This window comes from Pseudovibrio sp. Ad13 (assembly GCF_001623225.1).
Taxonomy (GTDB): Bacteria; Pseudomonadota; Alphaproteobacteria; order Rhizobiales; family Stappiaceae; genus Pseudovibrio.
In genome coordinates this window covers 412856-426865 of record NZ_LMCC01000005.1, presented here as the reverse complement: position 1 = coordinate 426865, position 14010 = coordinate 412856, and the positions used below count along the sequence as shown (strand labels likewise).

The window sequence follows — 14010 nt, the reverse complement described above, 5'->3', positions numbered from 1 at the left end:
TCCCCTATTGACACAGGTTTTGAAGAGGCATCCCTACAAAAGGACCTAGCATAAACGATCAATTATTCATGACAGGCAATTGCACAGAGGGCAGGCTTGCTATAATCGTGGTCAATTACGGAAGACAGTCGTTTCGGCCATAATTTAGAACATATGCCATGGTCGGGTCGTTCTGTGTTAAGCTGCCAAATAGTCAAAAGACTTAAGAAGACCCTGATGTCCCTGCTAGATCAAATTCAAAACCCATCTGATCTCAAAAAGGTCCCCGAGGACCGCCTTCGACAAGTTGCTGAAGAGCTTCGAGAGGAGATGGTTGATGCTGTTTCTGTTACAGGAGGGCATTTAGGAGCTGGATTAGGTGTTGTTGAACTCACCGTTGCGCTCCACCATGTCTTCGACACGCCCAAAGATCGGTTGATCTGGGATGTAGGACACCAGTGTTACCCGCACAAAATTCTGACTGACCGCAAAGAGCGTATTCGCACACTGCGTCAGGATGGCGGCCTGAGCGGCTTCACCAAGCGCTCTGAGAGTGATTACGACCCATTTGGTGCCGGACACTCTTCCACTTCTATTTCAGCTGGCCTTGGCATGGCTGTGGCCCGCGACCTTGCCGGTGGCGATAACAATGTGATCGCTGTGATTGGTGATGGCGCGATGTCCGCTGGCATGGCTTATGAAGCCATGAACAATGCGGGCGCGCTGAACTCCCGCCTGATCGTTATTTTGAACGACAATGACATGTCGATCGCTCCACCTGTTGGTGCCCTTTCCGCGAGCCTCGCGCGTCTTGTTTCTGGCAAGACTTATAAGGGCTTCCGCGAGGCAGCTAAGCAAGTCGCAAGTGCATTGCCAAAACCACTGCAGGAAAAAGCAGCGCAGGCAGAAGAGTTTGCCCGCAGCTTCTTTACCGGCGGTACTTTGTTTGAAGAACTTGGCTTCTACTATGTTGGCCCCGTTGATGGGCACAATCTGGATCACCTTTTGCCTGTCCTGAAAAACGTTCGGGACGCTAAAGAAGGTCCAATCCTCGTTCATGTGGTGACCCAAAAGGGTAAAGGCTATCTGCCTGCTGAGAACGCCAGCAACAAGTATCACGCTGTTGCCAAGTTTGATGTTGTGACAGGTGAACAGTCCAAGCCGAAACCGAATGCACCTGCCTACACTCGCGTTTTTGCCAATGCGTTGATTGAAGAAGCAAACAAAGACGAGAAGATCGTTGGCATCACAGCCGCGATGCCGGACGGAACTGGTCTGGATGTGTTTGAAAAAGTTCACCCAACCCGCATGTTCGATGTGGGTATTGCTGAACAGCATGCTGTGACATTCGCCGCTGGTCTTGCCTCTGAGGGCTTCAAGCCGTTCTGTGCAATTTACTCGACCTTCCTTCAGCGTGGCTACGATCAGCTTGTCCACGATGTTGCGATCCAGAAACTGCCTGTACGCTTCCCGATTGATCGCGCTGGTCTCGTTGGCGCGGATGGTGCGACTCACGCAGGTTCATTTGATACTGCGTTCCTCTCTTGCTTGCCGGGCATGGTTGTTATGTCACCGGGTGATGAAGCAGAGCTGGTCCATATGGTTTCCACCGCTGCTGCTTATGATGAAGGTCCAATTGCCTTCCGTTACCCGCGTGGTGAAGGCATTGGCATTGATCTGCCGGAAGTTGGCATGCCTTTGGAGATCGGCAAAGGCCGCATCGTTAAAGAAGGTTCCCGCGTTGCTCTGGTTTCACTGGGTGGCCGCTTGCAGGAAGCCTTGAGGGCTGCTGATACGCTTGATGCGGCCGGTCTTTCAACAACAGTTGCCGACGCACGCTTTGCCAAACCGCTTGATACAGAGATGATCGGGCGCCTTGCCAAAGAACACGATGTGCTGATCACTATCGAAGAAGGCTCTATTGGCGGCTTCGGAAGCCAGGTGCTTCAGTTCCTCTCTGACAACGGCTTGCTTGATGGCTCTCTTAAAGTTCGCAGTATGATCCTGCCGGACGTTTTCCAAGACCATGCAAAGCCAGAGACGATGTACAAAGATGCCGGACTAGACGCATCAGGGATTGTGCGACGTGTCTTTGAAACCCTTGGTAAAGCAGAGGATTTGCCGTTAAGGCTGGTGTAGAACATTGTATTTGTGTTCATAACTCATCAAAAAATTAAATGAGGGGCAGCTTTCGCTGCTCTCCTTATTTTCTTTTTGCATATGATATGTAGTGTGAACTCAGTTTTACATCGTTGGCTGGTGCGCGCATGATACTGCTGCTTGCAACCTTTGCGTCCTTGATGCTGTCCACCGCCCTGATTCTTGCAGGGCATGGACTTTCTTCGACGCTTATCCCCCTCAAAGCTGATTTGGCCGGATTTGGAGACCTCCAGATTGGTCTGATCTCGTCCAGTTTTTACATTGGCTTTGTGATTGGGTGTCTGTTTGGTCCGTTTCTCATTCTACGGGCCGGTCATATCCGTGCATTTGCTGCACTGGTTTCTTTGATGTCTGGCGCCGCGCTGCTCCACCCTATTCTGGTGGACCCTTTGGCGTGGGCACTTTTCCGCATCATTACTGGTGTGTGTTTTGCTGGCATCGTTTTGGTTGTCGAAAGCTGGTTGAATGACCGGGCAACTAATGAGAACCGTGGCACAGTCATGTCGCTTTACATCATCTGCTACCTGGGTGCGACCATGGGTGGCCAGCTGATGATTGTTGGCTTTGACGTAAGTACCTTTGTGCCATTTGCAATTGCGTCCATTTTTGTCAGCGTTGCCGTGGTTCCTGTTGTGCTCACCAAAGCAGTACAGCCAGCTCCTATTACACTGGTGCGCTTCCGCCCAATCAACCTCTATCAGACCTCTGCTGTGGCTCTGATTGGTTGTTTGCTGATTGGTCTTGCCAACAGCTCCATGTGGGCGCTGGCTCCGCTTTATGCCAAGCAGATCGGCTATAGCACCAACGAGGCGGCGTATTTTGCAGCAGCCATCGTTTTGGGTGGTGCGATTACGCAGTGGCCGATTGGTCGTCTGTCTGACCGTGTAGACCGTCGTATCATTATTTTGCTCCTGGGCTTTGCCGCGGCAGCGGCGGCACTAGTGCTCTTTACGCTTGAGAGCGGAAACTTCTGGACCACATTCACCGTATTCCTGATCCTCGGCATGGCCAGTCAGCCAACATACGCGATTGTTGCTGCCCACGCCTTCGATTATGTGGAAGCAGAAGACTACGTCGAGACATCTTCCGGTGTTCTGATGTCGAACGGAATCGGGTCGATGATTGGACCGACCGTTGCAGCAGGCCTGATGTTCAGTATCGGCCCTGAAGGGCTATTCATATGGGTGGCACTTGTTGAAGTAGCTCTTGCCCTTTTCGTTGTCAGCCGCCTGGTTATTCGCCCTGCGGACGAGGATCTGGAGAAGACAGACTTCGAATACGGTGCAACATCCAACATGGGTGCCGTGCTTACACCTGATCCGCTAGATATCGAAGATCCTTACGTTATTCCGCCTGAAGAGTTCCCTGCCTACGAGCAGGATGAGGGCATGGCCTCAGAAGAAGTGGGTGATTTGCCAAATCGCAATGATGAGGATGAGAATCCGCCTACAACTGATGAGACTCAGGATAATTCCAGATTCCCTTCTGGCTGAGTGTAGACACACTCAGCGGAAGCAACTAAGAAAGACTCATGGTCAAGCCGAGTAATACATTACATGTACTCAGAAGCGAGCGGCATCCGCTCGTTTTGCTTGCTGGCGTTGCGATGCTGGCCCGAGTACTGTTGCTTGTCCTGAGTTTTTCCGGTGCAGCTGCTGATCCTTCGGTTGCTGCGCTCATGCAATTGTGCGCCCCTTCAGGCGGTTCGCAGATTGCAAAGATTGAAGGCTCCACGCATACCGAAAATCCGCTGGGAATAGGCTGCGATTGCACGTTCATGTGCCCGCATACGTCCAAACAGGCGACTTATTTTTCGATAGAGCCCGAGAACTGGCAGTGTCCTACCCTCGTGGTTGCTGGTTCTCTCTCCCTTGATAGCGCTCTCGTAATTGACAGAAGCCTCCGTGGTCATAATTTCCTCATCCGGGCTCCTCCAGTCGCCTAGGTTTTCCCTTGATCAACAAAACCTGATTTGACTGATCTCTTCTGCCTGAGTTTACAGGTAGGGAGCTATTCCTTGGATGACTATTATGAAAACACGTGCTCTTCTTGTTGCAGCAGCTCTTGTTGCATTCACCGGTTCTGCTGCTCTTGCGGACAGCATACAACACGGTGAACTGACCATTAAAGATGCCTGGACACGCGCTACTCCACCAAAAGCAAAAGGTGGCGGGGCCTTCGTTTCCATCACCAACAATGGCAGCGAAGATGCGCGCCTGACAGGTGCAGTTTCCGGCTATGCCAAGCGCACTGAAATTCACGAAATGGCTGTGAACGATGGCATCATGAAAATGCGCAAGCTGGACGATGGCGTAGTTATTCCTGCTGGCGAGACACTTGAGTTGAAGCCTGGCAGCTACCACGTCATGTTCATGGGCCTGAACCAAGCATTCAAAATGGGCGAAGAGCTCAAAGTTACGCTGGAATTCGAAAAAGCCGGTCCAGTTGAAGTAACATTCCCAGTTATGAAAATGGGTGCAAAATCCGGCAAAATGCACCACTAACCAATTGAACTGTGCACGGGTGGATTAAGATGAACGTTGCGAAAACAATTCGATATGGAGCGTGGGCTGCAGTCGCATTGCTCGTTGCCGCAGTTTCTGCTGTAACAGTAATGAAGTTTGTGAAAGAGGATGTCCCGCAGGCTGCTACTGTGCAGATCGGTGGCCCGTTTGAGCTGGTTGATGGCAAGGGACAAATCTTTACAGACAAGAACCTTGATGGCAAACCAACTCTGATGTTCTTCGGCTTCACATACTGTCCTGATGTGTGCCCAACAACCCTCTCTGATATGCAGGGATGGATTGATAATCTGGGTCCGAAGGCAGATGATCTGAACTTCGTTTTCGTCAGCGTTGATCCTGAACGCGATACACCAGACGTTATTGCGGATTATGTTGCTGCGTTTGGGTCTCACGTCGTTCCACTGACTGGCTCCGTCGACCAGGTTAAAAAAGTCGTTAAAGACTACCGCGTTTATGCGAGAAAAGTACCATTGGAAGACGGTGATTACACCATGGACCACACCGCAGCGGTTTACATGCTGAATGGTGACTTGGATTTCGTGGGAACCATCAGCTATCAGGAACCTGAAGAAACAGCGCTTCCAAAAATCAGAAAGTTGCTTGGTAGCTCATAAAAGTTTAGGGTGTCTGGGAATTCAGGCACCCTTTTTTGGATGAAGATATGAAAGATCATGCAGCTCTCTATGCTGGCACAGCTGCCGTTGGACTTCTGCTGATCGCAGCCACCGCATTCCTTTGGATGCGCTATGGCAATTTGCTTTTCTCAGACAAACTGTTAAATGCACTGGCTGGTTGCTTCGGCCTTTAGGCTAAGCTTTTAATCATCCCAGTCAGGTGACATATGCGGCTTGATCAATTCCTCGTCGAACATGGCTATTTTGAAACGCGTGCCCGTGCTCGTGATGCAATCTTGCGAAACACGGTCGTTATAGATGGTACGCCTGCAAAGAAGCCTTCGCAGAAGATCTCAGGCAAGCCCGACGTCTCTATCGATGATCCGGCCTCTGACTATGTATCCCGCGCCGCTTTGAAGCTCATCAAAGGCCTGGAGCATTTTGAGCTCGACCCTGCTGGTAAGGTTTGCCTCGATATTGGCGCCTCGACAGGAGGCTTCACGCAGGTTCTGCTGGAGCATGATGCTCAGATCGTTCATGCCATTGATGTTGGGCATGATCAGCTGGCAGATAAGATCTCCAACAACCCACGCGTTGTCCGTAAAGACGGCCTGAATGCCCGTGAGCTGACGCTTGAGCATCTTGAAAGCCAGCACCCGGAGTTTCTAGTTTCCGACGTGAGCTTTATCTCTCTGAAGCTTGCCCTCCCACCAGCTCTTGAGCTGGCTGCTGATGGTGCCTTAGGGGTCTTCCTCGTCAAGCCACAGTTTGAAGCAGGGCGTGAGCGGATTGGGAAAGGTGGTCTTGTTGCACCAGAGATTGCGGAACAGATCTCTGTAGAACTGCAAGAGTGGATGAATGCACAGCCGGGCTGGTCCGTGCTTTGCATCACCTCCTCCCCGATCAAGGGTGGAGATGGAAATGCAGAGTACCTGATGGCCTGCCAAAAGAAGCCATTATAGTTTTCATGAAACCCTTCTCCCGAGGCATAGAGGTCTCGGGAAAAGGTGTTCCTGTGTGCTTTATGCACGCAACTGAGACACGAAGCCTTCCACGCGGTCTTTGAGCTCATCTGCCAGATCCGTGAGATCCACAGACGCCTTTTTCACACTCAAAGCAGAGTTGCTGGTGTCTTCAGCCGCTTTGCCAATGTCATTCACGCTGGCAAAAACTTCCTTGGTCCCATTCGATGCAAGTTCAGCGCTGCGGGCAATTTCACTGGTTGCCACGCCCTGCTCTTCAACTGCAGCAGCAATGTTGGAGGCTACTTCATCAAGTTCGCTGATGGTTTTGGAAATGCCCGCAATCTCATCAACAGCACCTTGCGTTGCTTCCTGAACGCCGCTGATCTGTTCGGCGATGCTTTGGGTTGCCCGCCCTGTTTGATTGGCCAGATCCTTCACTTCATTGGCAACAACGGCAAACCCTTTGCCAGATTCCCCAGCTCGGGCCGCTTCAATGGTGGCATTCAAGGCGAGAAGGTTGGTCTGATCGGCAATCGCATTGATGATGTCAATCACTTCGCCAATTTTCAGCACAGCCTCGGAAAGACCACGCACGGTGATGTTGGTTTGTTCAGACTTAGAGACAGCCACCGCAACCGTTCTTGAGGCCAGGTCGACCTGCATCCCAATTTCGCGAATGGATGCTGTCAGCTCCTCCGCAGCAGAACTCACGGTTTGTACGTTAACAGAGGTCGCCTCAGCTGCATTTGCCCCCGCCTGGGCACGCGACTGTGCTCTTGAGGCAGCTGGCTCCAGTATCTCTGCATGTGACTTCATGCCTGTGGCAGCGGATGAAACAGTTTGAACAACACTGCCTACGCTCTTTTCAAAATCAGAGACAATCTTGGTCCGCGTTGCCTTTTCAGCGGCTATGCGTTTGTTTTCCTGCTCTTTTTTGTCTGCCTCCATCTCCTTGACTTTGATGGCGTTGTCTTTGAACACGCCCACAGCTGTGATCATGTCAGAGATCTCATCTTTCTGGCGGCGCTCCGAGATATCAACCTGCAGATTTCCTGATGCCAACTCACCCATAACCCGGGTCAGAGAAGAAATTGGCTTGCTCAACGAACTGGCAAATATCCATGCGCCCAGAGCTGCAAGGAGCGCGAGTACAACGCCCAAGACAGAGACAAGTGAGAACATCTGATTGGACGCCTCAAGGATTTTACTGCGTGGGATGGTGATGACCAGCAGCCATGGCTCTTCGGTTTTGGCAATACTGATTGGAACGCCCACTTGCAACATTTCAACATTACCGACTTCCGTGTTGGGTAGAATGCGCGTTTTTCCAGAGGTTAACGGCTCAAGAATTGCTTTTGAAAAACCCGCTGTACCAGCAGCTTTGGACACAAGCAGACTGTCTGGATTGGAAACAATTATTCCGGAAGAGCTGATCAGCGTGAGGTAGCCTTCCTCGTAGGGATGCATTCCATTCAGTCGCTCTTGAATGTCAGAAAGAGCAATATCGACACCAGCAACACCGTCTCTGGCGCCAAAGCCATCTACCGGCACAACAAGAGAAGTGATCAGGGTATCGACGCCGCCAACAGAATAGATGTACGGCTCAAGGATGATCTCATCGCCACTTCTTTGAGCAAGCAAGTAGTAGTCACCTGCTCCATCCTTTTCATAATCGACGAGTGCTTCCCGGCCTATCTGTCCACCTGAGCGGAACCAATATGGGATAAACCGTCCGGTCTGATCATGAAACGGCTTGTTGGCCCAGTCCTGATCCTTGCCATCAAACGCATCAGGTTCCCAAGCGGCCCAGCTGCCAATCAGCTGTTCGTTGCTCTGAAGGACACCTTTGAGGATCTCAGCTGAAGCTGCGCGATTGGCGTCTCCGCTTTTTCTGAGTGCGTCCAATGCATTGGCTGTATTGCGCGCAACAGCAAAAGATTGATCCAGTTCAGCTTTAACGACGGCTGCACTTTCCTTGGCAATTTCGTTTGAGAGCCTGATTGCTTGTTCTTCGATAACTCCTGCCCCAATGAACAAGACAGACCCCGATGAGGCAACCATCGACACCAGTGCAATCACGACAACCCAAAATGTCAATTTCCCTTTTAATTTTAAAGACGGCATTGAAAACTCCTACAGAACATCGCCGATTTTTTTGGGAAAGTTGCAGCCATAGAATGTATCACCATACGCATGCAACCCGCATATTCCGTTGGGAAATCGATCAAATAGACAAACAAAAAGTTTATTTCAGAGAACATTTTAAATAGATCGGCAAAATCTATTCAGAAACTCAGTATAAAGTGTCGCACAGCACACCTATACAGTAATTTTCCACATTACCTTTGCGTCACAAACGATGGCTTCCCCTAGATCAAATCGAAGACTAAACATCGCTGCTCAATCACGCTCCAACGGAATGCCAAACTTCGCGACATCAAGCATTGCATGTATCGGACCAGCGCTGTAAACGCAGTGCCATGTCTAAGAAGCCTGAAGCCACTGTAGAAACCCTCCGTATTGCACGCCTTGCCCATAAGGGTGATGGTGTTGCTGAGACCGATGCCGGACACATCTTTGTTCCCTATACACTTGAGGGCGAGCTTGTCAGCGCCCAGGTGCAAGGCGCTCGTGCGGAACTTAACCAGATCATTGAGCCAAGCCCGCATCGCATCGCGTCCGTGTGCAAGCATTTCAGCACATGTGGTGGCTGCTCTTTGCAGCATATGGATGAGGCTTCCTACAAGAACTTCAAGCGGCAACAAGTGATTGACGCGCTGGCCTCCCGTGGCATTGAAACGCCAGTGGAAGATGTTGTGGTTTGCGGCAAGGGCAGTCGTCGCCGTGCTGTGTTTGCAGCTGTAAAAGCAGGCCATAAAGTGCTGTTTGGCTATCACACAGCTAAATCCAACCGTCTTGTCGACATTGAAGAATGCCCTGTGATTGCGCCTGAGCTCATGAAAGCTGTACCGGGACTACGCAAGCTTGCTGGCGAAATTCTGCCGCGTAAGGGCGAATTGAAGTTCACCGTGACGACAACACAGAGCGGCCTTGATGTTGCTATTGGTGGGTTGGGTAAAAACAAAGACAAACATTACCTTGAACTGTCACAGGGTGCTGTTGAGAATGACTTTGCACGCCTGACTGTTGATGGTGAGACAATTATTGAGATCCGTCCTCCTTTACTGGACATGAGCGGCGTCGCTGTTCCAATCCCGTCCGGTGGCTTTATTCAGGCAGCCTTGAGCGCCGAAAAAAACATGGGCGATCTTCTTTCAGAGGGTTTGAGCAGCTGCAAGCGTGTAGCTGATCTGTTCTGCGGTGCGGGCACGCTGACCTTCAATATCGGACAGTTTGCCAATGTGCATGCGGTGGAAGGCGAAGCAACGTCACTGAAAGCGCTTGATCTTGGATTGCGCCGTGCCAAGGGCCTTAAGAAAGTCACTACTGAACGCCGGGATCTGTTCCGCCGACCAATTGTTGCTAAAGAGCTTGATAACTTTGGCAAGGGTTTTGATGGTGTGGTGTTTGATCCGCCGCGTGCTGGTGCTCTTGCCCAAGCGCAGGAGCTTGCAAAATCTCCAGTCAAGAAGATCGTTGCGGTTTCCTGTAGCCCAGCTAGTTTTGCTCGTGACATTCGAGAGTTGCTGGACGGTGGCTATCAGATCAAACGCGTTGTGCCGATTGACCAGTTTCTCTATTCCCCTCATGTTGAAGTGGTTGCTCTGCTGGAACGCGGCGCATAAGCGGTGATTATGCAGGCGGCAAGTTGCGAGTAATTTGCCGCCTTCCCTGAACTTTCGATATTTGCCCTAAGTTTGAAAGCCCGTGTTACGGAAGCTTCACGCCCCTTGTGTATACTTAACCAAGTTTGTGACGCGCACAGGTGGTCGAGCCATTGATCAAGGGCCTTTCAGTTTTTGCCGCTATCATTTGCATCGTGCTGGGCCTGCTCACGGTCTGGACCCCTATTCCAACGGGCGTTCCGCTGTTGGCGCTGGGGACAGTGCTGCTGATTGCCACAAGCCGCAGGTTTGCAAAATTCGTACGGCGGCACAGGAAAAACTTCACCTGGCTCAATCAGGCTCTGCATTGGATTGAAGTACGATCCAGTGGTCGTTTCAAGAAGATCATCCGCCGGACCCGCCCACGTTATTTCAAGCGGCAAAGAGGCAAAGGGCAGCCTTCCCCTAAAGATAACGGCACTAAGTCTGCCGCGTAATTTCCCAAGACAACCAAATCAGGTAGGCTCTTTTCCAATTACAGGAGAAGTATATGCCAGCTTACGTCATTGTTGATACAAAAATTGAAGATCCCATCGCCTATGAGGATTACAAGGCCCAGGCTCGCCCGATTGCTGAGAGCTTCGGCGGCATCTACAGGGCACGTGGCGGTGATATGGATGTGGTTGAGAGTGATTTATGGACACCACACCGTCTCGTCATCGTGGAGTTTCCAAGCATGGAAAAGGCGCAGGCGTTTTTGAACTGTCCGGAGTATGCCCCTGTTGCCAAAATCCGTCATGGTGCTGCTAAGTGTAGCCTGACGATTATTGATGGGGTGTAAGTTCTGGGAGCCTGAGGAGCGTTAAGTGCTCAGGCCACCGCTGACGATAATAAAAGGTGCAGCATCATTCAGGTTGAGTGCTGACCAGTCTCCATAGGAAGCTGTTGCGCGCAGGCCAACGGCTTCCAACAGGTCGCGGATATGATCGCGATGTACGAAGCGGCGCATATTGTTTCTGGAGTAGTGCTGACCGTCGCTGTCGTAGTGGGTTTGCATGGACACGAGACCGTTTTTGTCTGGCCCTGCTGTATCCTGCCACAGCGACACTCTTTGCCCTTCAACTGAGCGTACCAAAAGCGGTTTGCCTTTCTGGCCCCACTTCTCCCATGGCCGTGCCTTCGGATTTTCCATGCCGAATGCGAATTTGCCATTTGGTTTGAGGTGAGCAGCGATGGTTTGCAGGACGAGGATCTGGTCCGTGTTGGTTGCGAAGGCCTGGAAAGCATTGCCGGTTATAATGATGCGGTCGAACTTCTGATTGAGATGCACCGTACGGGCATCTGCCTCCAACCACGTTACCGTCTCTGATCGTTTAACAGCTTGTGCAATTTTCTTCGGATTTCGGTCAACACCAACAGTGTTTATACCTTGTCTGGAAAGTGCGTTGGACAGCGCACCTGTGCCGCATGCAATTTGCAAAACGCTTCCACCCGGTGTGCAAGCGAAGTTGAAAAGATAGTCATCATCTGCCCCCCAATCCTTATCCAGACTGGTAAAGCTGCATGTGTTTCCCTTTGTCTCCGTGCGGTTCAGCTGCATGATAATTGCCTTCCGGGTGCTGTCCTTCCTAATAAAAGTTAGGTTAAGAGTGTTAACGTCTTGTAACAGGATAAGCGGATTTGCGGCCAAACAAAGAATTCTGAGGTATTTAATCTGCCCAATGATTGTTTATAGATCAGTGTTGCAGAGAAACATCATTGCCCCCGCCAGAACTGTCTAGTTCTTTGCAACAGGATCTCAGGGTCACACGCAAGGAGATGTAAATCCACTTCAAGTACTGGTGCGTTCGACTTGGCTTGCTTCAAGCGCCAGTTCTTTCTCATAGCCCGTCGCGGCATAGACTGGGGCTCTCGCTTTGCGAGGCAGTCATCAATCGGGCCTTTGAGTTTGATGTGCAGCTGGTTGAATTCCATGGTGCGGACAGCTGTTTTGTAAAGGGAAAGCTCAGCAATTGCTGACCAACGCAGGACGCCAAGCCTTTCCAGATAGAGCCCGGTCTCATTGGCTGCAATTTGAGGGCGTTTATCGACGAAAGGGTAGTGCCAGTGAACGCTGAGAAAAACGGGTAGTGATGCCAATGCAGGGATCAGTGAACCGCTTACAATGCCCGTACCAAGAAGAGCTGCCCCGAGCAGCAGGCTGCCGTAGACAACGGGCTCGCCCGTCCCTTTTCGATAGCCAAGTGTGAATGGTTCAGCCGAGCTCTGCTCTTCCTGCCATGGATCAAGATCAAACTGAGACATGCCCCCGCCACTTTCCATATTGCGTCGGGGGCCTGTTGATTAGTCCGCCGGAGTTTCTGTTGCTTCAACTTTCAAGCCGAAGCCTTCAAGGCCAACATAGTGGCGCTCACGCGATGCAATAACCCGGATAGAGTTGGCTCCCAGATCTTTCAGGATCTGCGCACCGAGACCAACTTCGCGCCAGTCCTCAGACCGGCCTTGAGCGGAATCGTGCTGCTCATGCTCAGCAGCTTCCAGATTATCACGATGACGGTTGGACTTGCTTGCAACGCCTACCGCACCTTCACGCAGGTAAACAATAATGCCTCGGCCTCGTTCCGCAAAGTCTTCCATGATTGCTTCCAGAGGTTTGGTTTGCCCAAACACATCATCCAGAACGTTTTCCAGATGGAGCCTGACCGGAATATCCTGACCATCACGCACGTCGCCGTAAACCAGCGCCAAGTGGCCAACATTGTCGAACGGAGTAGAATACACGATGGCACGTGCTTTGCCTGCGGTGGTCTCGACATCGAACTCGTCGATACGACTCACAAGGTTTTCATGACGCTGACGCCATGCAATGAGATCCGCGACAGAAACCATTTTCAGGTTATGCTCACGGGCGAAGTCTTCAACCTGCTCACCGCGCTTTACAGTACCATCGTCATTCACCAACTCACTGATGACGCCAACTTCCGGCAGGCCAGTCAGCTTACACAGGTCTACCGCTGCTTCTGTGTGACCGGAGCGCATGAGGACGCCGCCCTCTTTTGCGACCAATGGGAAGATGTGGCCCGGACGGACGAAATCAGCTGCGCCAGCATTTGGATTGGCAAGGCCACGAACTGTTGCACAGCGCTGCTCAGCTGAAATGCCTGTTGTCAGGCCTGGCGCATAGTCAACGGAGACGGTGAACGCAGTTGCCAGTGGAGCGTCGTTGTTGGCGACCATCGGCTCAAGGTGCAGGCGCTTTGCTTCTTTGAGCGTCATCGGAGCACAGACGATCCCAGAGGTGTGGCGAATGATGAATGCCATTTGCTCAGGGGTGATCATGTTGGCTGCTACGATGAGATCGCCTTCGTTTTCGCGATCATCATCATCAGTTACAACAACCATCTCGCCGTTTTCGAAGGCGCGCAGGGCTTCGGCTACTCTTGTTTGAGACACGACGTACTCCTTGTTTTCTTTTAGTCCGAGAAAATCGTTGGGGGTCACCTGATGGCCCGTCGCTTCAGCGATTTTCTGGGCCATTTCTCGAGAAATCCATGCGCTTGGGTCGTTGCACAGAGCCGTTACAGATGCAGGAGACAAACCAGCGCGGCGTGCAAAGGCACTCCTGCTTTCACCAGCGTCTTCTAACCATTCAGTCAAGCGCATAATCCTAGCCCCTTGGCCTTGCAATTTTCAGTGACACTGAAATTGCGCTTTTGAACTCGGAAATCAAGGGGCAAATCGAAAAAAGCTTACCGCTTTCTACCTAGGTCGTATCTGTGGGTGACCTTGAGGTGAATAAACGGTTTGCGGCTTTGTGCGAACACGCTCGATTGCATGCATTGGGCCTGCCCCGAGTTCGCAAACTGATCAAAGAAGCACCAACAGCACCACATGACCTCTCATGCAGTGGTGAGCTAGGGTTCCCGGAAGTCGGGATGAGCAAGGCGGCAGGCAATACCTGCGCTGTTTGTTAAGTTAGTTTCTTCGGCATTGGCTACACGCCTTGCCCAGGCTTTTTATAATGAACAACGTCGCCTCTTTT

General features: G+C 51.4%; 14 protein-coding genes. 10 read left to right on the top strand and 4 right to left on the bottom strand.

Annotation, left to right across the window (positions count from 1 at the left end):
- Positions 1 to 216 precede the first annotated feature (216 nt).
- The 7 genes from dxs (at position 217) to PsAD13_RS08725 (ending at position 6240) form a co-directional block, all read left to right on the top strand.
- On the top strand, positions 217 to 2118 hold the full coding sequence (gene dxs / locus PsAD13_RS08750) for a 1-deoxy-D-xylulose-5-phosphate synthase (RefSeq protein ID WP_063317889.1): 1902 nt from the start codon (positions 217 to 219) through the stop codon (positions 2116 to 2118).
- Between the two features lie 128 nt (positions 2119 to 2246).
- A complete protein-coding gene (locus PsAD13_RS08745) occupies positions 2247 to 3632 on the top strand; it encodes an MFS transporter (protein ID WP_057465021.1) in 1386 nt (461 codons plus the stop codon).
- A gap of 38 nt (positions 3633 to 3670) precedes the next feature.
- On the top strand, positions 3671 to 4084 hold the full coding sequence (locus PsAD13_RS08740) for a hypothetical protein (RefSeq protein ID WP_063302377.1): 414 nt from the start codon (positions 3671 to 3673) through the stop codon (positions 4082 to 4084).
- An 85-nt stretch (positions 4085 to 4169) separates the two neighbouring features.
- A complete protein-coding gene (locus tag PsAD13_RS08735) occupies positions 4170 to 4643 on the top strand; it encodes a copper chaperone PCu(A)C (RefSeq protein WP_208980483.1) in 474 nt (157 codons plus the stop codon).
- Positions 4644 to 4672: 29 nt separating this feature from the next.
- Entirely contained in the window at positions 4673 to 5278 is a 606-nt protein-coding gene (locus PsAD13_RS08730; protein ID WP_063302379.1) for an SCO family protein, read from the top strand.
- A gap of 47 nt (positions 5279 to 5325) precedes the next feature.
- Positions 5326 to 5472 (top strand): hypothetical protein, encoded by a 147-nt coding sequence (locus PsAD13_RS27770; RefSeq protein WP_164845264.1) that lies wholly within the window; start codon positions 5326 to 5328, stop codon positions 5470 to 5472.
- A gap of 33 nt (positions 5473 to 5505) precedes the next feature.
- Positions 5506 to 6240, top strand: coding sequence for a TlyA family RNA methyltransferase (locus PsAD13_RS08725; protein WP_063317888.1), 735 nt, complete (start codon positions 5506 to 5508; stop codon positions 6238 to 6240).
- A gap of 60 nt (positions 6241 to 6300) precedes the next feature.
- On the opposite strand, the gene PsAD13_RS08720 is transcribed toward PsAD13_RS08725, so the two are convergent.
- Positions 6301 to 8367: a methyl-accepting chemotaxis protein gene (locus tag PsAD13_RS08720; protein WP_063317887.1), complete on the bottom strand. Its 2067-nt coding sequence runs from the start codon at positions 8365 to 8367 to the stop codon at positions 6301 to 6303.
- Between the two features lie 356 nt (positions 8368 to 8723).
- On the opposite strand from PsAD13_RS08720, the gene PsAD13_RS08715 reads away from it, so the two are divergent.
- From PsAD13_RS08715 to PsAD13_RS08705, 3 genes are all read left to right on the top strand, one after another.
- Complete coding sequence (locus PsAD13_RS08715) at positions 8724 to 9989, top strand: class I SAM-dependent RNA methyltransferase (protein ID WP_063317886.1); 1266 nt, start codon at positions 8724 to 8726, stop codon at positions 9987 to 9989.
- A gap of 140 nt (positions 9990 to 10129) precedes the next feature.
- Positions 10130 to 10465 (top strand): hypothetical protein, encoded by a 336-nt coding sequence (locus PsAD13_RS08710; RefSeq protein ID WP_208860097.1) that lies wholly within the window; start codon positions 10130 to 10132, stop codon positions 10463 to 10465.
- A 53-nt stretch (positions 10466 to 10518) separates the two neighbouring features.
- Positions 10519 to 10809 carry a DUF1330 domain-containing protein gene (locus PsAD13_RS08705; protein WP_063299128.1) on the top strand — a complete coding sequence of 97 codons (291 nt, stop codon included), beginning with the start codon at positions 10519 to 10521 and terminating at the stop codon, positions 10807 to 10809.
- 21 nt (positions 10810 to 10830) lie between these two features.
- On the opposite strand, the gene PsAD13_RS08700 is transcribed toward PsAD13_RS08705, so the two are convergent.
- The 3 genes from PsAD13_RS08700 to ribB all read right to left on the bottom strand — a co-directional run bounded on the left by PsAD13_RS08700 (position 10831) and on the right by ribB (position 13631).
- Entirely contained in the window at positions 10831 to 11568 is a 738-nt protein-coding gene (locus PsAD13_RS08700; RefSeq protein WP_057464889.1) for a class I SAM-dependent methyltransferase, read from the bottom strand.
- A 155-nt stretch (positions 11569 to 11723) separates the two neighbouring features.
- Positions 11724 to 12272 (bottom strand): hypothetical protein, encoded by a 549-nt coding sequence (locus tag PsAD13_RS08695; protein WP_208986500.1) that lies wholly within the window; start codon positions 12270 to 12272, stop codon positions 11724 to 11726.
- A 39-nt stretch (positions 12273 to 12311) separates the two neighbouring features.
- Positions 12312 to 13631: a 3,4-dihydroxy-2-butanone-4-phosphate synthase gene (ribB, locus tag PsAD13_RS08690; RefSeq protein ID WP_057464887.1), complete on the bottom strand. Its 1320-nt coding sequence runs from the start codon at positions 13629 to 13631 to the stop codon at positions 12312 to 12314.
- Positions 13632 to 14010: the final 379 nt, after the last annotated feature.